Origin of the sequence: Spirillospora sp. CA-142024, from assembly GCF_050942325.1 — a bacterium.
Taxonomy (GTDB): Bacteria; Actinomycetota; Actinomycetes; order Streptosporangiales; family Streptosporangiaceae; genus Spirillospora.
The window spans coordinates 5,794,647-5,813,898 of the sequence record NZ_CP192077.1 but is presented as its reverse complement, the minus strand read 5'-3'; the positions used below and the strand labels follow the sequence as shown (position 1 = coordinate 5,813,898).

The 19,252-nt window shown below is 70.8% G+C and carries 19 protein-coding genes; 6 read left to right on the top strand and 13 right to left on the bottom strand.

Features of this window, described 5'->3' with window-relative positions; genetic code table 11:
- Positions 1-2: 2 nt before the first annotated feature.
- A complete protein-coding gene (treS, locus tag ACQPZP_RS27875) occupies positions 3-1,892 on the bottom strand; it encodes a maltose alpha-D-glucosyltransferase (RefSeq protein ID WP_433472682.1) in 1,890 nt (629 codons plus the stop codon).
- Positions 1,893-2,244: 352 nt separating this feature from the next.
- On the opposite strand from treS, the gene ACQPZP_RS27870 reads away from it, so the two are divergent.
- A complete protein-coding gene (locus ACQPZP_RS27870) occupies positions 2,245-2,547 on the top strand; it encodes a hypothetical protein (RefSeq protein WP_433472681.1) in 303 nt (100 codons plus the stop codon).
- Between the two features lie 3 nt (positions 2,548-2,550).
- Positions 2,551-3,390 carry an STAS domain-containing protein gene (locus ACQPZP_RS27865; protein WP_433472680.1) on the top strand — a complete coding sequence of 280 codons (840 nt, stop codon included), beginning with the start codon at positions 2,551-2,553 and terminating at the stop codon, positions 3,388-3,390.
- A 12-nt stretch (positions 3,391-3,402) separates the two neighbouring features.
- Here ACQPZP_RS27865 and ACQPZP_RS27860 read toward each other — a convergent pair whose 3' ends face one another.
- Entirely contained in the window at positions 3,403-5,520 is a 2,118-nt protein-coding gene (locus tag ACQPZP_RS27860; RefSeq protein ID WP_433472679.1) for an alpha-1,4-glucan--maltose-1-phosphate maltosyltransferase, read from the bottom strand.
- Positions 5,521-5,721: 201 nt separating this feature from the next.
- On the opposite strand from ACQPZP_RS27860, the gene ACQPZP_RS27855 reads away from it, so the two are divergent.
- Positions 5,722-6,576: a hypothetical protein gene (locus ACQPZP_RS27855; protein WP_433472678.1), complete on the top strand. Its 855-nt coding sequence runs from the start codon at positions 5,722-5,724 to the stop codon at positions 6,574-6,576.
- A gap of 28 nt (positions 6,577-6,604) precedes the next feature.
- Here the strand turns inward: ACQPZP_RS27855 and ACQPZP_RS27850 are convergent, their stop codons facing one another.
- The 6 genes from ACQPZP_RS27850 to ACQPZP_RS27825 are packed head-to-tail and all read right to left on the bottom strand — an operon-like array spanning position 6,605 to position 11,507.
- Positions 6,605-7,348, bottom strand: a complete 744-nt coding sequence (locus tag ACQPZP_RS27850; RefSeq protein WP_433472677.1) for a copper homeostasis protein CutC — start codon at positions 7,346-7,348, stop codon at positions 6,605-6,607.
- A complete protein-coding gene (locus ACQPZP_RS27845; RefSeq protein ID WP_433472676.1) occupies positions 7,345-8,286 on the bottom strand; it encodes an asparaginase in 942 nt (313 codons plus the stop codon). The genes ACQPZP_RS27850 and ACQPZP_RS27845 overlap by 4 nt, the downstream gene beginning before the upstream one ends.
- 8 nt (positions 8,287-8,294) lie before the next feature.
- Positions 8,295-9,137: an amino acid ABC transporter permease gene (locus ACQPZP_RS27840; RefSeq protein WP_433472675.1), complete on the bottom strand. Its 843-nt coding sequence runs from the start codon at positions 9,135-9,137 to the stop codon at positions 8,295-8,297.
- Positions 9,134-9,778, bottom strand: coding sequence for an amino acid ABC transporter permease (locus tag ACQPZP_RS27835; protein ID WP_433462278.1), 645 nt, complete (start codon positions 9,776-9,778; stop codon positions 9,134-9,136). Before ACQPZP_RS27835 ends, ACQPZP_RS27840 begins: the two co-directional genes overlap by 4 nt.
- A 10-nt stretch (positions 9,779-9,788) precedes the next feature.
- Positions 9,789-10,724, bottom strand: a complete 936-nt coding sequence (locus tag ACQPZP_RS27830) for a glutamate ABC transporter substrate-binding protein (RefSeq protein ID WP_433472674.1) — start codon at positions 10,722-10,724, stop codon at positions 9,789-9,791.
- A gap of 54 nt (positions 10,725-10,778) precedes the next feature.
- Positions 10,779-11,507, bottom strand: a complete 729-nt coding sequence (locus tag ACQPZP_RS27825; protein ID WP_433472673.1) for an amino acid ABC transporter ATP-binding protein — start codon at positions 11,505-11,507, stop codon at positions 10,779-10,781.
- A 116-nt stretch (positions 11,508-11,623) separates the two neighbouring features.
- Here ACQPZP_RS27825 and ACQPZP_RS27820 point away from each other — a divergent pair, with 116 nt between their 5' ends.
- Entirely contained in the window at positions 11,624-12,781 is a 1,158-nt protein-coding gene (locus ACQPZP_RS27820) for an ROK family protein (protein WP_433472672.1), read from the top strand.
- 3 nt (positions 12,782-12,784) lie between these two features.
- Here ACQPZP_RS27820 and ACQPZP_RS27815 read toward each other — a convergent pair whose 3' ends face one another.
- The gene (locus tag ACQPZP_RS27815) at positions 12,785-13,132 is read right to left on the bottom strand and encodes an STAS domain-containing protein (protein WP_433472671.1); all 348 of its coding nucleotides are present in this window, start codon (positions 13,130-13,132) and stop codon (positions 12,785-12,787) included.
- Positions 13,133-13,514: 382 nt separating this feature from the next.
- On the opposite strand from ACQPZP_RS27815, the gene ACQPZP_RS27810 reads away from it, so the two are divergent.
- Positions 13,515-13,793 (top strand): sulfurtransferase TusA family protein, encoded by a 279-nt coding sequence (locus ACQPZP_RS27810; RefSeq protein WP_433472670.1) that lies wholly within the window; start codon positions 13,515-13,517, stop codon positions 13,791-13,793.
- 25 nt (positions 13,794-13,818) lie between these two features.
- On the opposite strand, the gene ACQPZP_RS27805 is transcribed toward ACQPZP_RS27810, so the two are convergent.
- Positions 13,819-14,439 carry an FMN-binding negative transcriptional regulator gene (locus ACQPZP_RS27805; protein ID WP_433472669.1) on the bottom strand — a complete coding sequence of 207 codons (621 nt, stop codon included), beginning with the start codon at positions 14,437-14,439 and terminating at the stop codon, positions 13,819-13,821.
- A 54-nt stretch (positions 14,440-14,493) separates the two neighbouring features.
- Between ACQPZP_RS27805 and ligD the strand changes: the two genes are divergently transcribed.
- The gene (gene ligD, locus ACQPZP_RS27800; RefSeq protein ID WP_433472668.1) at positions 14,494-15,447 is read left to right on the top strand and encodes a non-homologous end-joining DNA ligase; all 954 of its coding nucleotides are present in this window, start codon (positions 14,494-14,496) and stop codon (positions 15,445-15,447) included.
- A 90-nt stretch (positions 15,448-15,537) separates the two neighbouring features.
- Here ligD and ACQPZP_RS27795 read toward each other — a convergent pair whose 3' ends face one another.
- The 3 genes from ACQPZP_RS27795 to ACQPZP_RS27785 all read right to left on the bottom strand — a co-directional run bounded on the left by ACQPZP_RS27795 (position 15,538) and on the right by ACQPZP_RS27785 (position 19,115).
- Positions 15,538-16,752, bottom strand: a complete 1,215-nt coding sequence (locus tag ACQPZP_RS27795; RefSeq protein WP_433472667.1) for a cytochrome P450 family protein — start codon at positions 16,750-16,752, stop codon at positions 15,538-15,540.
- Between the two features lie 142 nt (positions 16,753-16,894).
- A complete protein-coding gene (locus ACQPZP_RS27790) occupies positions 16,895-18,157 on the bottom strand; it encodes a pyridoxal phosphate-dependent aminotransferase (RefSeq protein WP_433472666.1) in 1,263 nt (420 codons plus the stop codon).
- A 109-nt stretch (positions 18,158-18,266) separates the two neighbouring features.
- A complete protein-coding gene (locus tag ACQPZP_RS27785; protein WP_433472665.1) occupies positions 18,267-19,115 on the bottom strand; it encodes a PaaX family transcriptional regulator in 849 nt (282 codons plus the stop codon).
- Positions 19,116-19,252 lie beyond the last annotated feature (137 nt).

The window sequence follows — 19,252 nt, the reverse complement described above, 5'->3', positions numbered from 1 at the left end:
GGTCAGACGGTCCTTCCCGCGCGCGTGCCCGGACCCGCGTCCGCGCTCGCCTCCGCGTCGCCGTTCTCCGGAGGACTCAGCTGGAACCAGTAGAAGCCGTGCCCGGGCAGGGTCAGCAGATAGGGCAGCTCGCCGATGGCCGGGAACTGGACGCCGCCCATGCACTCGACAGGGGAGTAGCCCTCGAAGCGCCGCATGTCGAGTTCGACCGGCTGCGGGAAGCGCGACAGGTTGCTGACGCACAGGATCGTGTCCATCTGGCCCCACGGGCTCTCGTCCTCGGTGATCTCGCGGGTGAAGGCGAGGACGGAGGGGTTGGAGGCGGATAGTTCGACGTAGGAGCCGACGCCGAAGACGGGGTGGCGTTGGCGGATTTCGATCATTTTGCGGGTCCAGTGGAGCAGGGATCCGGGGTTGTTGGCTTGTGCTTCGACGTTGACGGCTTGGTAGCCGTAGATGGGGTCCATGATGACGGGGAGGTAGAGGCGGGCGGGGTCGCAGTGGGAGAAGCCGGCGTTGCGGTCGGGGGTCCATTGCATGGGGGTGCGGACGGCGTCGCGGTCGCCGAGCCAGATGTTGTCGCCCATGCCGATTTCGTCGCCGTAGTACAGGACGGGTGAGCCGGGGAGGGAGAGCAGGAGGGCGGTGAAGAGTTCGAGTTGGTTGCGGTCGTTGTCCAGGAGGGGGGCCAGGCGGCGGCGGATGCCGATGTTGGCTTTCATGCGGGGGTCTTTGGCGTATTCGGTGTACATGTAGTCGCGTTCTTCGTCGGTGACCATTTCCAGGGTGAGTTCGTCGTGGTTGCGGAGGAAGATGCCCCATTGGCAGGATTCGGGGATTTTGGGGGTTTGGGCCATGATTTCGGAGATGGGGTAGCGCTGTTCGCGGCGGACGGCCATGAAGATGCGGGGCATGACGGGGAAGTGGAAGGCCATGTGGCATTCGTCGCCGCCGGCGGCGGGGTCGCCGAAGTATTCGACGACGTCGGCGGGCCATTGGTTGGCTTCTGCGAGCAGGACGCGGTCGGGGTAGAGGCGGTCGACTTCGGCGCGGACGCGTTTGAGGTAGGCGTGGGTTTGGGGGAGGTTTTCGCAGTTGGTGCCTTCGCGGGCGTACAGGTAGGGGACGGCGTCGAGGCGGAATCCGTCGATGCCCAGGTCGAGCCAGAAGCGGAGGTTTTCCAGCATGGCGTCTTGGACGGCGGGGTTGTCGTAGTTGAGGTCGGGTTGGTGGGTGAAGAAGCGGTGCCAGTAGTACTGGCCGCGGATGGGGTCGTAGGTCCAGTTGGAGGATTCGGTGTCGATGAAGATGATGCGGGCGTCGGGGTAGCCGGTGTCGTCGTCGGCCCACATGTAGAAGTCGCCGAAGGGGCCGTGGGGGTCGGTGCGGGAGGCTTGGAACCAGGGGTGTTGGTCGGAGGTGTGGTTCATGACCAGGTCGGCGATGACGCGGATGCCGCGGGCGTGGGCTTGTTCGATGAGTTCGACGAAGTCGCCGAGTTCGCCGAAGTCGGGGAGGATTTTGGTGTATTCGGCGATGTCGTAGCCGCCGTCGCGCAGGGGTGATTGGTAGATGGGCAGTAGCCACAGGCAGTCGATGCCGAGCCATTGCAGGTGGTCCAGGCGGGAGATCAGGCCGCGCAGGTCGCCGTAGCCGTCGTTGTTGGAGTCGGCGAACCCGCGTACCGACACCTCGTAGAACACCGCCGTCTTGAACCAGTGCGGTGTGCGCGGAGACTGCTCGTCGAACGGGTCCGGGACAGGGCCGGCGGCCGGCCCCGGAAGCGGTCCGGGGTGCGGTCCGGGCGCGTCCGCGGGCGGGCCGGAGTCCGTCTCCGGCGCGCTGACCTCGTCGGACGTGCTGCGGGTGAAGTTCTTCGACTGGCCGTGCATGGGTCCACCCCGGGTGTGTCGGCGACATCTAGATCAGCGATTCCCTCCGCCAGGGAGAGGTGTCTGCGCGCCTGGCAACCATCCGTAAAAGCTTCAGTACGGAGCGTGATCGTTCGGAAAGGCAGCGTAAAAACACGGCGATTCACGGCCCGTTCACTGGCGCTGCGGGCCGCGAATACTTGCCGCGCACCGGTTGTGTCATGTCCGGGTTTTTAGGTTCGTCGCTTTTTCTGTCGCAACCCCCGGGTAGGTCATTTCCAAGCTCAGAACCCGCCGCCGTGGCGGGTTCTGCTCGGTTCGGACGGAAAGCGTCCGTCCAGAAGCGATCGGAGGGACAGTGGAGCGCTGGGAGATGTCGCCATCGGTCGTACCGACGCGCGATGACCTCGTGGCGCGGCTGCGCGTGCGTTTCGCCGACATCCCGGTGGAGCGGGTGCGCCGCTGCGTGGACGACCTGTGGTGCTGCTGCACCCATCTCGGGGTGCGGCCCGAGACGCGGACCATCGAGCGCCTCGCGGCGTCCCGGCTGACGGGCGTCGTGCGGGGCGGTCGCCCGCCCTATCCGGACGAGCGGCCCGCGTCCAGACCGCCCGGCCGTCCGACCGCTCCGCCCCGGCGCGCCCGCGCGGCCGCTCGAACCCCGATCGGGATGTGACAGATGAAGGACACGACCGTGCCGGGCCTCGGCATCGAGACCCGGCGAGGGTTCATCGTGCTCAGCCTGCCCGCGCAGATCAGCTGGCAGAACTACGCGGGGATCCGGGAGGGGGTGAGCAAGGCGCTGTCCCTCGCCTGCGCAGGCCCGCGCGGGATGCGGCGCGGCGGAGTCGTCGTCGACTTCGGGGACGCGGTCCTGCTGGACGCCGCCGGGCTCGTCCTGCTGGCGCGCGCCGAGACGCGGGCGCAGCTGCTCGGCTGCCCGCTGCGGGCCGTGGTGCCCGCCCTGTCCGCGCATGTGCGGCGGGCGCTGCACCTCACCGGGCTGGCGCAGCTCGTCCCGGTGTTCGCGGACGTCGCGTCGGCGACGGCCGCGCCCATCCCGGACGGGACGGCGGGGGAGGTCGACACCACGCATGTGCTCGACGCCATCCGCGCCCTGCATCCCGGGGACGCCGGGCTCACCCCGACGCCGCCCGCCCCGTCCGAACTGACGATCACCACGACGGCGGCGGGCGACGGCGACCACACCGTCGTCCACCTGTCCGGCGTGCTGGACGAGGTCACCGTGCCGCGGCTCGGGGAGACCCTCACCACCCTGGTCGAGGGGAACCTGCGGCACCTGATGGTGCGGATGCACGACCGGCTCGGCGTCCGCTGCGACCCGCTGCCCATCCTGCTCGGCATCCGCTGGCGCGTCGCCGCCGAGGGCGGCTGCCTCGCGCTTCCGGCGCTGCCGGCCAAGCTCCGGGAGATCATCGACCGCGAGGGGCTCGGCTCGGTGTTCACCGGCTGCCGGTCCATCGAGGACCGCCTGCTCGGCGGCGCGGCGCCGGTCTGATCCCGGAGCCGGTCAGCTCCCGTTCGCCCAGGGCCGGTTCCTGACGGCCCGCGAACTCCGGCCGGTCCCCGCCGGCGTCGCGTCCGTCCCGGCACCTGCTCCTCCGGCGGCCTGTCCGCCACCAGCCCGCGCATGTCTCTCGTTCCGCTCGACCGTGAAGACGTGCGCGGGCTTGGTGTGCGGGTCGAGGCGGACGTAGTTGGATTTGGTCCAGGTGTAGGTGGTGGCGTCGAGTTCGTCGGTGATGGTGAATTGGTGGGTGGGGTCGTCGGGGAGGCCGAGGGCGGGCAGGTCGAGGTGGAGGGTGGCTTCGCGGGGTTGGTGGGGGTTGAGGTTGACCACGGTCAGCACGACGTCGTCGAGGTGGCGTTTGGAGAAGGCGAGGAGTTCGGGTTGGTCGATGTGGTGGAAGTGCAGGTTGCGGAGTTGCTGCAACGCCGGATGCGCATTGCGGAGGGTGTTGAGCCTGGTGATGAGGGGGGCGATGGTGGTGCCGGTGCGGTCGGCGGCTTCCCAGTCGCGGGGCCGGTACTGGTATTTCTCTGAGTCGCGGTATTCCTCGCTGCCGGGGCGGACGGGGGTGTTCTCGCATAGTTCGTAGCCGGTGTAGATGCCCCAGGTGGGGGAGAGCAGCGCGGCGAGCACGGCGCGGATTTCGAAGGCGGGGCGGCCGCCGTGCTGGAGGTATTCGTTGAGGATGTCGGGGGTGTTGGTGAAGGCGTTGGGGCGCATGTACGTCGCGGCCGGGCCGGTGAGTTCGGTGAAGTATTCGCGGAGTTCGTCGGCGGCGTTGCGCCAGGTGAAGTAGGTGTAGGACTGGTGGAATCCGATTTTGGCCAGGGTGTGCATCATGGCGGGTCGGGTGAAGGCTTCGGCGAGGAAGATGACGTCGGGGTCGGTGGTGTTGATGTCGGCCAGGAGCCGTTCCCAGAACGCGACGGGTTTGGTGTGGGGGTTGTCGACGCGGAAGATCCGTACGCCGTGGTTCGTCCAGTGCCGGATGACGCGGTGGATTTCGGTGGCCAGGCCGTGGGGGTCGTGGTCGAAGTTGAGGGGGTAGATGTCCTGGTATTTCTTGGGCGGGTTCTCGGCGTGGGCGATGGTGCCGTCGGCGCGGGTGGTGAACCATTCGGGGTGCTGGGTGACCCAGGGGTGGTCGGGGGAGCATTGCAGGGCCAGGTCCAGGGCGACTTCCAGGCCGTGGTCGGCGGCGTAGGCGACGAAGGCGTCGAAGTCGGTCAGGGTGCCCAGGTCGGGGTGGATCGCGTCATGGCCGCCGTGTTGTGAGCCGATGGCCCAGGGGGAGCCGGGGTCGTAGGGGCCGGCGTCCAGGGTGTTGTTGGGGCCTTTGCGGTGGGTGGTGCCGATGGGGTGGATGGGGGGCAGGTAGATGACGTCGAAGCCCATGTCGGCGATGGCGGGGAGGCGTTTCATCGCGGTGCGGAAGGTGCCCGAGGTCGGGCCGCGGCGGCCGATGGGGTCGAAGGCGGCGCCTTCGGAGCGGGGGAAGAACTCGTACCAGGCGCCGTACAGGGCGCGTTGCCGGTGCACCACCAGCGGGTACCAGTCGCTCACGGTCAGCAGATCCCGCAACGGATGACGCCCCAGGATGTCCAGAACTGCCGGGTCTCCGGCCGCGGCGAGGCGTTCCAGCGCGTCCTCGTCCTCATCTGACAGGAAGCGGGCGAGCCGGGCCAGGACCCGGCGATCCTCCGTCGGAACCTCGCGCGCCGAACGCATGAACAGTGCCACGCCTTCGGCGAGCATGAGCTCGACGTCCTGGCCGCGGGGGATCTTGATCTGGGCGTCGTGCCACCAGTGCGCGATCGGATCGCCCCACGCCTCCACCCGGAACGACCACGACCCCATCTCCGTCGGCGTCACCCGGGCCGACCACCGGTCCAGCCCCACACCCACCTCGGCCATCGGCCGCGGCGGCAGCTCCTCCCCGTCCGGCGTCCGCAGCACCACCGCCGCACCCAGCATCTCGTGCCCCTCACGGAACACCGTCGCCGACACCTCGACGGTCTCGCCCACCACCGCCTTCGCCGGCCACCGGCCACACCCCACCACCGGCGCCACGTCCACGATCGGAATGCGCCCGAGTTCGGCCTCCAGCTTCACCTGCATGCGTTCCGCTCCCGCTCGTCGGCGCCGTCCCTCGGCCTCGGTCCCAGTCATCCATGCCCCGTCCGCAACTCTCCGCGGTCCTCACCACCACAAGATCACGCAAAGAACTGCCCGGCCCGGAGGCGATGTCCATTAGGTGACCTTTGAACTCCCCTGGCCCGGCCTGCGTAATCCGAGCAGTCGGTCGAAGGGGAGTGGATCGTGAGACGGACGGGTGGTGCGCGCACCGTGCTCGGCATGGCAGGGCTGCTCGCGGTGCTGGGCGGGGCGGTCTCCTGCGGGGGCGGGGAGGAGCGGGTGGCGGGCCAAGTCGCGGCGGAGTCGTCGGCCTGCGCCCGGATCCGGCAGGACATCGCGGCCGGCAGGGCCGTGAACGTCGGTGCCGCCGAGAACTGCGACCAAGCGGAGTTCGCCGCGCTGGAGGACCGGCGCCAGGCGGCGCGGGCCGGCGGCGAGAAACCCGCGATGCAGATCAGCGCGACGTGCCAGGCGGTCAACGCACGGGCCGCGCAGGGCGACCCGGCGCTGGACTTCGGGCTGGCGTTCAACTGTCGCCAGCGTGAGCGTTTCGCCAACACCACCAACGCGGTCAGCGGCCTCGGCCCGGCGAACAAGGTCTCCTCGCTCTGCCTCGGCCAGCGGGCCAAGAAGGCGAGGGGCGAGACCGTCGACGCCTTCACCGAATCGTTCTGCAGCAAGGAGGAGGCCGCCGCCGGTACGGCCGCGACCGGCGCGGCGGAGGGGTCCGGTCAGCCGCCGGCGTCGAGCGCACCCGCCCGGCCATCGACGAGCGCGGCCCCGGCCGCGTCCGGTGACGTCGTGTGCCCGGGGTCGACCGTGACGCTGTCCGGTGAGGCGGGCGCGCCTGCCGCGTCCAGCAGCACCCTTCCCGCCGGGACGAAGGTGAAGGTCACCAACCTCGACAACGGCAAGTCGACGACCGTCGAGGTCACGTCCACCTCCGGGAGTTGCCTGCTCCTGAACGACGCCGCGTTCGAGCAGGTGCGCGAAGCCGGCAAGTTCCTCATCCGCCGCGCCCGCATCGAACGGGTGTGACGTGCGCCGGGCGCCCGCTCGCGGGGGGTCAGGTCGCGGCGTGGATCACCGAGGAGACGCCGGCCGACGTCGTGACCAGGCGGCGGTACTCGGGTTGCCGCAGCTCGCCGCCCATGAACGGGTGGGGGTTGCGGTGGACGGCCGGGCTCGGCTCCTCGCTGAGCGCGGCGAAGTGGATCTCCCGGGCCCCGGTGGCCTCGACGACGCGGGCCACGTTGCGGTCGGTGACGCCGCCGCCCGGCATGACGATGATGCGGTCGCCGGCGTGCTTCACCAGCTCGGCGATCAGCGGCGCACCTTCCAGCACGCTCACGTCCTGCCCGGAAGTAAGGACGCGGGCCACGCCGAGTCCGGCCAGGGCGTCCAGGGTGCCGAACGGGTCGGCGGCCATGTCGAAGGCCCGGTGGAAGGTGACGGGCAGCCCGTCCGCAGCCGCGATGAGCCGCTCCACGACGGGACGGTCGATCGTCCCCTCGGGCGTCAGCGCGCCGATCACGACGCCGTTCACGCCGGCCTCGCGGACGAGCGCCACGTCGTGCTCCATCGCCGCGACCTCGTGCTCGTCGAAGATGAAGTCGCCGCCGCGCGGGCGGATGATGACGTTCACCTTGATGGACGACACGGCGGCGAGCGCGGCGCGGACCGTGCCCAGGGTCGGGGTGAGCCCTCCCTCGAACAGCGCCGCGCACAGTTCGACGCGGTGGGCGCCCGCCTTCTCGGCGGCGATGGCGCCCGCGACGCTGTCGATGCAGATCTCGTAGGTGAGGCTCACGTACGTCCTTCCTCGGTGGTGCGTATCTCGCCGACCGGGCGTCCGCCGCCGAGGACGGGGACGGCGCCGAGCGGCGCGGCGGGGGCGGTGTCCGCGCCGAGCGCGGCGAGCGCGCGCAGCGCGATGGCGGTGGTGGCGCGGGGGCTGCCGTCGATGACCTTCACCGCGACCGCGTGGCCCTCGGCGGTGGCGGCGACGAACACGCCCTCCGCGCCGCCCTTGGCGACCGAGCCGGGCAGGGCCCGCATGAACGCGGTGTTGGCGTGCTCCGTCCCGCCCACGTACTCGGGGTGGGCGCGCATGGCGTCCGCGACGGGTCGGGCCTCCTCGGACAGGACGAGGGAGCGCGCGGCCCTGGCGAGGCCCGCCAGGGTGAGGCCGAACAGCGGCGCGCCGCAGCCGTCCACCGCGACGGGTGACGGTTCCTCTCCGGCGCAGTCGGCCATCACCTGCTCGACGGCCAGTTGCAACGGGTGCTCAGGCGAGAGGTAGGTGCCGAACGGCCAGCCGTTGGCGGCGCACGCGGCGAGCATGCCGGCGTGCTTGCCGGAGCAGTTCATCCGCACCCGCGACTCGCCTTCGCCCGCCCGGATGAGCGACGCCTTGGTGGGCTCGTCCTCGGGCCAGGACGCCGGGCACTGCAGTGCGTCCACGCTCAGACCGGCGTCGGAGAGGATGCCCTCGACCGTCTTGACGTGGAAGTCCTCGCCGGTGTGGCTGCCCGCCGCGATCGCGAGGCGTTCCCCGGCCAGCGGCGCGCCCGCCCGCAGGCAGGCGAGCGCCTGGAACGGCTTGGTGGTGGACCGCGGCAGGACGGTCTCCTCGACGTTCCCGCGCACGTGGGCGAGCGTCCCGTCCGGGGCCAGCCCGGCGACGCTGCCGTAGTGGCGGCTCTCGACGAAGCCGTTCCGGACGACCTCGGCCAGTACTTCGTACATCTCGGTCCTCACGGTGTCGCGGCGGGGACGGCCTCGCGGACGGCGCGGGACGGGCGGGTCCGCTGCCGCGCCTCCAGCGTCCGCGCGAGCTTGGCCAGCGACGCGTTGATCACCAGGTAGATCAGCGCGATCACCAGGTAGGTCTGGATGAGCAGGTGGTTGTAGTTCGCCAGCACCTTCCCGCTGTAGAGCAGCTCGGCGTAGCTGACGACGTAGCCGAGCGAGGTGTCCTTCAGCAGCCCCGCGGACTGGCTGACCAGCGACGGCAGCACGCGCCGCGCCGCCTGCGGCAGGACGATCAGCCGCATCGCCCGGCCGCGGGTCAGGCCGAGCGCGAGGCCCGCCTCCAGCTGGCCGCGCTCCACCGACCGGATCCCGGCCCGGAAGATCTCGGCGAACGCGGCGGCGTTGGACACCGACAGCGGCACCACGAGCTTCCAGAACAGGGGCAGGTCGATCCCGTACTTCGGCAGCGCGAACAGCACGACGTAGACGAGGAGCAGCGCCGGAATCGTCCGGACGATCTCGACATAGGCCGCCGACGGGACGCGCAGCCACCGCGCCGGCGACAGCCGTCCGAGCGCGAGGACGACGCCCGCCGCCATGGCCAGCGCGATCGACACGACCGCGGCGTACAGCGTGGAGCGGAGGCCCTCCAGCAGGTACCGCCACATCGGCCAGGTCCCGTAGGGGCGCCACCGGTCGGCGGCGAGCTGCCCGTTCTCGCCGAACTGGCGCAGCGCGAGCGCGACGAGGACGGCACCGGCCAGCAGGCTCAGCGCGGTGGCGATCCGGGTGCGGCGCTGCGCGCGCGGCCCCGGTTCGTCGAACAGCAGGCGGGACGAGGTCATCGCAGGATCGCCAGCTTCCGTTCGAGGCCGCCGGTCACCAGCCCGAAGACCGCCGACAGCGCCATGTACGCCAGGCCCGCCGTCACGAAGATCCAGATCGGCCGCGCCTCGGCGAGGTTGACCCGGTTCGCCGCGGCGGTCAGCTCGACCACGCCGACCGCCGCGGCCAGCGCCGTGTTCATCAGCGTCATGATCGCGATGTTGCCGAGCGGCTGGACGACCGTCCGCAGCGCCTGCGGGAGGACGACCAGCCGCAGCGACTGGACGAACGTCAGCCCGAGCGCCCGGGCCGCCTCGCCCTGCCCGGCCGGCACCGCGTTGATCCCGGAGCGGATCGCCTCGGCCATGTACGCCCCCTGGTAGAGGGCGATGACGACGACCGAGGTGGTGAACAGCCCGGCGATCACCCCGATCTCGGGCAGCCCGAACACGGCGATGACGAGCCACACCAGCAGCGGGATGTTCTGCAGCACCTCGACGTAGGCCATCCCGGCGGCGCGCAGCACGCGCACCGGCCCGACCCGCATCGCGGCGACGGCGATCCCGGCCGCGAGCGCGCCGGCGAGCGACAGCAGCGTCAGTTCGACGGTGAGCAGCAGGCCGTCGCCGAACTCGCCGAGGTGATCGGTGATGACGTTCATGGGGTGACGGTTACTCCGAGCCCTTCGCGGAGCCGATCGCGGGCGGCTGCGGGGCCTCGCCCTGCACCACCGTTCCGATCGAGTTCTTCCAGACCTTCGCCCACAGGCCGGACGCCTCGATGTTCTTGAGCCAGTCGTTGACGAACTGCTTCATCTGGGCGTCGCCGTGCTTGAGGCCGATCCCGTACGGGTCGCTGGTGAACGGCTCGCCCTGGATCTGGATGGTCGGGTCCTGCTTGGCGGTCGCCAGCAGGATGGCCTGGTCCTGGACGTAGGCGGCGCCGCGGCCCTGCTTGAGCGCCTGGACGCACTCGGGGTCGCTGCCGAACGTGACGATCTTCGCGTCCGGGGCGGCCTTCTTGATCGCGGGGATCGCCGGGGTGTTGGCGCCCGCGATGACCGTCTTGCCCTTCAGGTCGGCCGGCGTCTTGATGCCCGTCTCGTCCTTCTTGGTGGCGATGACCAGGCCGGAGCTGTAGTACGGCCCGGCGAACGCGACCTGCTTGGCGCGTTCCGGCGTGATGCTGTACGTCTGGAACACCACGTCGACGGTGCCGTTGGACAGCAGCGCCTCCCGCGTCTCCGACGCCGAGTTGACGATCTTCACGTTTGGCTTGCCGATGATGTACTTGGCGAGCAGCCGGCCGAAGTCGGCGTCCAGCCCCTCGACCTTCTTCGTCGCCGGGTTCTGCTGGGACAGCAGCGGCGCGTCCAGCGAACCGCCCACGACCAGCTCGCCGCGCTGCTTGATCTTCTCCATGGTGGAGCCGGCCGGGATGTTCGACGCGACCGGCGCCGAGGCCGCCAGGTCCGCCGTCTTCCCGCCGCCGGAACCGGGCACGGCCGGGTCGGAGTCGCCGCCGGAGCAGGCCGCGAGGCCCGTCAGCGACAGTGCGGCGACCGCGGCCACCGCCGCGCGCCGCATCCCCGCGAGGGTACGCACCATGATCATCAACCTTTCTCGGGTGGCGCGCCATGGGCGGCGCGCCGGGGGGTCGTGCTAGTGGCTGAGGACCTTGGCCAGGAAGTCCCGGGCCCGGTCGCTGGCGGGGGAGTCGAAGAAGGCGGACGGCGTGCCGGTCTCGACGACCTCGCCGTCCGCCATGAACACGACGCGGTCGGCGACCTGGCGGGCGAACCCCATCTCGTGGGTGACGACCACCATCGTCATGCCGTCGCGGGCGAGGCCCGTCATCACGTCCAGCACCTCGCCGACCATCTCGGGGTCGAGTGCGGACGTCGGCTCGTCGAACAGCATCGCCTTCGGCCGCATCGCGAGCGCGCGGGCGATCGCGGCGCGCTGCTGCTGGCCGCCGGACAGCTGCGCCGGGAGCTTCATGGCCTGCTCGCCGATGCCGACCCGGTCGAGCAGTTCACGCGCCCGCCGCTCCGCCTCGGCACGCGACAGCCCCCGCACCCGCGTGGGCGCCATCGTCATGTTCTGCAGGACGGTCTTGTGCTGGAACAGGTTGAACGACTGGAACACCATGCCGACGTCCGCGCGCAGGCGGGCGAGGGCACGTCCCTCGGCGGGCAGTTCCTCGCCGTCGACCCGGATCACGCCCGCGTCCGGCGTCTCCAGCCGGTTCAGGCACCGGCACAGCGTCGACTTGCCCGAACCGGACGGCCCGATGACCACGACGACCTCGCCGCGGGCCACGTCCAGGTCCACATCGCGCAGGGCGGTGTGCTCGCCGAAGCGCTTGTGCAGGCCACGAACCTCGATCATTCGGTCACCTACGTCCCAACTTCCTTCGAAATCGAAGTCAACGAGGACGATAGAACGTCAAATCGACGTAAGTCAACGCGTTGCTGTACCAAGTTCGCGCATGCTATCTATCTGGGGTGCGTAACAGCAGAGACGACGGATCGGCGGCGCTTGTGCGGCTGGTGGCTACCGGTCAGGCGGAGTCGCGGGCCGAGCTCGCCCGGCTGTCCGGCCTCGCCGCCTCCAGCGTCTCGCTGCGGGTCGAGCAGCTCATCGAGGCCGGCCTGTTCGCGGAGGAAGGCGCCGGGGCCTCGCGCGGGGGCCGGCGGCCTCGCCGCCTCCGCCTCGCCCGCGCGGCGGGCGTGTTCCTGGTCGCCGACCTCGGCGCGCACCACGCCCGCCTCGCCGTCGTCGACCTCGCCGGCACGCCGCTCGCGCTGGCCGATCTCGCGTGCGACATCGCGGTGGGGCCCCGGGAGACGCTGACCACGGTCATCGGCAGTCTCCGCGCGCTCGCCCGCGACCACGGGCTGCACGACGTCCCCGTCCGCGGCATCGGGATCGGCCTGCCCGGGCCGGTCGACCCGGCGACGGGCCAGGTCGTCTCGCCCTCGCGCATGCCCGGCTGGAACGACTTTCCCGTCCGCGACTTCGTGACCGAGCACGCGGGCGTCCCGGCCCTGGTCGAGAACGACGCCAACCTCATGGCCGTCGGGGAGCACCGCGGGTCATGGCCGTCCCTGGACAACGTCATGGTCATCAAGGTCGGCAGCGGCATCGGCTGCGGCGTCATCGTGGACGGCCGGCTGCACCGCGGCCGCGGCGCGGCGGGCGACATCAGCCACGTCCGGATCCTGTCCGACGCCACCGTCGACTGCTCGTGCGGTCACCCCGACTGCCTGGAGGCCCACGCGAGCGGTGCCGCGCTCGCCGCGGCCCTCGCCGCGCAGGGCATCGAGGCCGGCAGCCCGTCGGAGATCGTCGACCTCGTCACCGACGGCGTCCCGCAGGCGACCAGCGCGGTGCGCACCGCCGGGCGCCTCATCGGGGACGTGCTGACCGCCCTGGTGAACTTCTTCAACCCCGACGCCCTGGTCATCGGCGGCAGCCTGTCCAACGCCGAACCGCTCGTCGCGACGATCCGGGGCGTCATCTACGAGCGCTGCCTGCCGCTCGCCACCCGCAACCTGGAGATCGCCACGTCCCGCGCGGGCCGCGACGCCAGCATCCTCGGCGCGGGCCACCTGCTCCTCGGCGAGTCGGACCGGTGGATCGACCGCGTGCTGGAGCGCTGAGCGCTACGGCGCGGCCGCCGCCAGCGCCTCCCGGGCGGTCGCCACGTCGGGCGCGATCGCCACCCGGCGCGGCAGCCCGGCCACCTCCGACACGCGGCGGACGATCCCGCGCGGCGGCAGCACGACCCACATCGGCACGCCCAGTTCGGTCGCCCGCATCTGGGAGTGCGTGATCACGTTCAGCCCGTTGGAGTCGCAGAAGGTGCAGCCGGTCAGGTCGAGGATCAGGGCCGGGATCCCGGAGTCGAGAAGGCCGACGGCCTGAGCGAGGATCGCGTCGCCGTTGCTCAGGTCGACCTCGGCCGGGAACGTCAGCGTCCCGCAGGTCTCCGTGCACTCCACTCGTCCCATTCCGAGATCCATGACTCGCCCCAAAGCCGATTTCCTCATCTGGATGACAACGGGGGTTACTTCACTGCGACTGTAAGCTCCAAAGCTGGACGAGACCTGAAAGAAAGAGTCAAGTCTAGGACCTCCCTCCCCCATATCCCCGACGATCCCGTTCACTTGCGATTGATCCTGTTTTGTCGCGTTTTGACGGCCCGCTCGTCCGGCACCCGGACCCGCGTCTGACACTGCTGAGTCAAGGCTTGCGTGCGAGTAAAGCCATCACCGGGACGACCCGCCCTCCCGGCGACATCGCGCGCCATCCTGGACTGACCACAGCCGTTGTCACACCAAACGCCTATATTTCCCCAAGCAGGCTGCAAGCGTTACGGAACCGGGGGTGGCAATGAGCACGGATCCAGTGGTCATCGACGGGGGTGACCGCTCCTGCGTGCGCCTGCTGCTGGAACTGCGCGGCCACATCGCCGATCTGGCCGCCGGCACCGTGATCCACCTGATCGCCAGCGATCCGGCGGCCCCCATCGACCTTCCGGCGTGGTGCCACCTGACCGGCCACACCTATCTGGGCCCCGTGGAAGCCGCCACCCCCACCTATGCGCTCCAGGTGGCGGCCGATCCCCGTCCCACCTCCCCGGAGTCCCCCTGGCGCCCCCGCTCGACCTGACCGGCACCGCCGGTCGTCCAGGGGGTTACGCCGAGGCGTCGCGGACGGCCTCGGCCATCGCGGTGTCGCCCTCCGCCAGGTAGCCCTCGACCACGCCTTCGCGGTCGGCCTCCGGACGGTTCTGGCTCATCTTCGCCTTCGCCTCGATCCTGGTGATGACCAGTTCGAGGCCCACGATCGCCCGTAGCTGGCCGTCGATGAAGGCGGGCGGGGCGTCGTCCACCGACCAGGAGGGGGCACGCCGCCCCTCGTGATGATCGGTCAGGCGGCGGACCATCGACCCGACCCAGGCCTGGTCGTCGTGGACGGCGAGGCGGCCGTAGACGTGCGCGGTCAGGTAGTTCCACGTCGGCACGACCCGTCCGTGCTCGCGCTTGGACGCGTACCAGGACGGCGTCACATAGGCGTCCGGCCCATGGACGATGAACAGCGACTCCCCGGCGGCGGGTTCGCTCCACTGATCGTTGTTGCGCGCCACATGCGCCAGCAGCGCGCCGTGCTCGCCCACCGTCGGGTCGAACAGGACGGGCAGGAACGTCGCGACGAGCCCGCGCGGCGTGCTGGTGACGAGGTCGGCCGCACCGCAGCCGGCCAGCAGGTCCCTGACCTCGGCATCGCCCGCGGAGAAATGCGCTGGAACGAACATGGACGCGACGTTACCGGAGGGGCGTTTGTCCTTGCCGCGTGCGATGGTGGTGAAGTGAGCGCCGATGAGGAGCGTGACGGGGTTCGGCTGACGAACCTCGACCAGCCCCTGTTCGAGGGGGCGGACGCGACGAAACGCGATCTGGTCGACTACCTGGACGCCGTCGCCGGACGCATCGTCCCGCGGCTCGCCGGCCGTCCGCTGTCGGTCAAACGCGTCCTGCGCGGCCAGAAGCCGTTCATGCAGAAGAACATCCCCAAGTACACGCCGTCCTGGGTGCGGACGGTGACGATGTGGGCGGAGTCGTCCCAGCGCGAGGTGTCCTACGCGCTGTGCGACGACCGGCGCACGCTGCTGTGGTTCGCGAACCAGCGCGCCGTCGAGTACCACCCGCCCCTGGTCCGCGCCGAGGCGTGGGACAGGCCCACCCACATGGTCATGGACATCGACCCGCCGGAACCGGACGCGTTCGGTGTCGCGGTCGCCGCAGCCCGCCTCGTCCGCCAAGCGATGGAGGACTCAGGGCTGCGGGGCGCCGTCAAGACGAGCGGCGCCAAGGGCGTGCACGTGTTCGTGCCCCTGGACGGCGGGACGTCCATCGAGGACGTCGCCGCCGCCACACGCGCCCTGGCCGTGCGCGCCGAACGTCTCGACCCCGGCCTGGTCACGACGGCGTTCATCCGCGAGGACCGGGGCGGCAAGGTGTTCCTCGACTCGACCCGCGCCGGCGGCGCCACCGTCGTCGCCGCCTACAGCCCGCGGATCCGTCCCGGTACGCCGGTCTCCTTCCCCGTGCCGTGGGACGATCTCGACCGCGTGACGCCGACCGACTTCACGGTCCGGACGGCCGCCGCCCTCCTGGCCGACCGCGACCCCTGGGCGGATCTGCTGCCGGAGCCGCAGCCGGTTCCCGCCGATCTGATCGAGCAGGGCCGCACGATCCCCATCGCCCGGGTCCAGGCGATGCACGAGGGCAAACGCCGGGCGAGGGCCCGCCGGAACACGTGAATCCGCCCGTCCGGGACGAATGAATGTTGCGTCGGGCCGTCCGTTTCCCCGGCTTTTCGCGGCCGGGCCGGGGAAACGGACGGCACCGGCTCAGGAATTGAGGTTGACCGGCAGTGCCCGGTGACCGTTGGAGATGAACGACTCGACCGGGCGCAGCTCCATCGGATCGACCGCGAGCGACATCTCCGGGAAACGCTCGAAGAGCGCGGGCAGTGACACCTCGGCCTCCATCCGCGCGAGATGCGACCCCACGCAGAAGTGCACGCCGTGCCCGAAGGAGATGTGCTCCTTGTTCGCGCGCGTTATGTCGAACAGGTCGGCGTCCTCGCCGTGCAGGGAAAGGTCGCGTCCCGCCGCCGCGTAGGCCGCGAGGATCGCCTCGCCCTTGCCGATCGTGACGCCGTCGACGTCGATGTCCTCCACGGCGTAGCGGAGCGGCAGGTTCGCGACGGGCGCCTGCCAGCGCAGCGCCTCCTCGATCACCTCGCTCCACGGCACCTCGCCCGACCGGACGAGCGCGCGCTGCTCCGGGTGCCTCAGCAGCGCCGTGATGGCCTGGTCGAGCAGGTTCACCGTCGTCTCGTGCCCGGCGGAGATCATCAGGATCAGCGTGTCGACCAGTTCGTCCTCGCTCAGCCGCGACCCCTCCTCGTCCCGGGAGGAGATGAGGACGCCGGCCAGGTCGTCGGCCGGCTCCCGGCGCCGGAACGCGACGAACTCCTGCAGGATGCCGTACATCTCGGTCTGGTTGGCGACGGACTCCTCGGGCGTCAGCGCCGTGTTGAAGATGCCGTCGACGCAGCGGCGCAGGGCCGGCCGGGTCTCCTGCGGGACGCCGAACAGCCGGCAGATCACCTCGATCGGCAGCGGGTAGGCGAACGCCTCGCGCAGGTCGGCGGACCCGCCGGGGGACGCCGCCAGCCCGTCCAGGAGGGAGCGCGTGATCTCCTCGACGTCCGGCCGGAGGGCCTCGGTGCGGCGCGGGGTGAACGCCCGCGAGATGATGTTGCGGAGCCGCCGGTGGTCGTCGCCGTAGGCGGTGAACATGTTCTGTACCGAGACCCACAGGCGCAGCGGCCAGTCCTCCGCGATCTCGCCGTTGATGTACGGGGTCCAGTGCAGATTCGGGTTCTTCGACACCCGGGGATCGGCCAGCAGCCGTTTGAGCTGCTCCTGGCCGGTCACCGCCCACGCGACGACTCCGCCGGGCAGTTCCACGGGAGTCACCGGCCCCCTTTCCCGCAGTTTCGCGGCCTCTCCCTGGACGTCGTTGCCGGCCGGGTCGATGACGAGCGGGTTCTCCATTGAGGACCTTTCCACGGATCGCGGGTCGGAGCGCCGTCGGAGGCGGGCTCCGGATGAGCAACCCTGCCAACGTACGGCGCGCCGTGTCCGCGCCGCCAGATCACCCCGGCGACTTACCCGGCTACCCCTTTTCGGCCTTTCCTTAAATGGCCGCGCGGAAATCCTCGGGACGTGTCTCGGCATGCAGCGTCTCGGGGAAGTGGCTCAGGTCCGGCTCGCTTCCGGTGACCGCGCTCTCGCCCCATCTGTGACCTGGGGACACCACGTTGTCGGGCGCGGGCTCGGCGGGGGCCCCGTACAGGTAGGAGCCGAGCCCGATCAGCAGCCGCTGGACGTCCGTCTGCGGCCGGACGACGAGCCGCAGGAACTGGCTCGTCGAGCCGAGCTTGTTGCCGCACTCGCGGACGAACACCCCGTGGTGGGCGATCAGATGGTCGCGCAGCCCGACGCCGTCCTTGCCGTCCGGCAGCTTGACCATCACGAAGTTGCCCTGGGACGGGAAGACCTTGAGTCCCGGCAGCGCCGCGAGCTGCTGGGACATCAGCAGCCGGTCGCGGGCCAGCAGCCGCAGGCTCTCCCGGTACTCGGCGCCGTGCTCGCGCAGCAGGAACACGACGACCTCGGCGAAGGAGTTGAGGTTCCACTTCGGCAGCGCCACCCGGACGGTCTGCGCCAGCGCCGGGTTGGCGACCATGTAGCCGAACCGGATGCCGTGCAGGCCGAAGTTCTTCCCGAGGCTCTTCAGCACGATGACGTTCGGCCGGATGCGGGCCTCGTCGGCGACGCTGGTGTGCGCCTCGGCGTCCACGAAGTCCAGGAACGACTCGTCCACCACGACCAGGTCCAGGTCGATGAGGCAGTCCAGCAGCCGGACGATCTCGCGCCGCGGGACGTACCCGCCGTCGGGGTTGTTGGGATTGCAGACCACCGCGACCCGCGATCCGCGCGCCCGGACGAACTGCACGAACGCGTCCACGTCGAACTCGAAGCCGCGCAGCTCGTGGAGCTGGAACATGTCGACCCGCTTGCCGGTCTCCATCGGCTGGTCCGTCCACCGGCCGAACGTCGGGATCGGCGTGGCGAGGCTCTCCCGGACCAGCAGGTGGTCGATCCAGGTGATCAGCTCGGTCGACCCGTTGCCCATCACGACCGTCTGCGGGTTGTGCCCGAGCGTGGCGCACAGCTCGGCGGTGATCGTGTCGGCGTCGCTCGGGTAGTACTTCAGGATGTGCTCCAGCGAGCCCGCCAGCTGGGTGAACATCCCCGGCGTCGGGAAGTACGGGTTGCACGGGATGCAGAAGTCGACCAGGTCCTGACGCCCGGACGAGGCCCGCTGGAGGGCGAAGAAGGACGGACTGTGCGCGTTCTTGCGCAGCAGGCCCGGATCGATCGAGTCCGTTGACACGGATGTGCTCCTCGCGCAGGGGACGCCCGCCGCGCCGGAGGGCGGACGACGTCTTCCGGTGGGGGTGTGGCCCGTCGCCCCAGGGGTACGCGCCGGATCCGACCCGGGTTCAGCGGCGCCCGGCGTCGTCGCGGAGGAGCCTGCGGAGCTGCTCGGTCGCGTCCGGTTCGAGCGTGCCGAACCGTTCTCGGTACAGGGCTGTTGACGCGGCCGCGGGCCAGCCGTCCGGAAGGTGCTCGGCGGGCAGGCCGGGGTCGGTGCGCAGCAGCTGCAGCCAGTCGGCGCCGAGCAGGGTCAGCCGGGTCAGCGGACGTCCGCGCCGCTCCCGGTCCGGTGTCCAGGTGGCGAGGAACGATTCGTGCTCGGCGCGGATCGCCGCCACGTCCCACGCGCGGTGCAGCAGCCGCGGCACGTCGGTGCCCTCCACCGGGACGGAGTAGAACGCGTCGGCCAGGTCCGCGAACCCGGCGAACTCCGGCCCGGCGAAGATCGCGTCGATGTCGACCCGGCCGGGCGCGATCCACAGCCCGTCCCGCAGCCCGCCGAAGCCCGCCCAGATCAGCCGGGCGCGGATCTGGTGGCGCAGGTCGCGGCGGCTCTCCGGCATGGAGTAGCTGAGCAGCGTCCACTCGCCGCCCGGGTGGGTGAACGGCGCCGGCGAGTCGACCCGGGGGGTGGCCTCGCGCAGCAGGTCCTCGGCCCACGGGGTGAGCGAGAACCGCGCCGTGCGCCCCTCCCGGGTGCGGGCGAGCAGCCCCTTGCGGGTCATCCGCGCGAGCGTGGCGCGGGCCGCCGCCTCCGCCACCCCGAGGTCGTCCAGCAGGTTCAGGAAGACCCGCGAGCTGATCGGCGGGTATCCGCGGTCGAGGACGAGCGATCCGAGAAAACTGAACAGCAGCTGCTGCGGCGCCCGCCGGCGCGGCCGTGCGCCGGGGGACGCGTCCTGCTCGGCGGTCATGCCCGTCCTTCCCGTGGTCGTCACCGGTGGCCATCACACCATGCCGCGGCGCCGCCCGGCCGGAACCCAGCTTATTCGATTAAATCTTGACGCGCGACAAATCAGAATCTAGCTTCGGAGGGGTAAGGACCGGATCG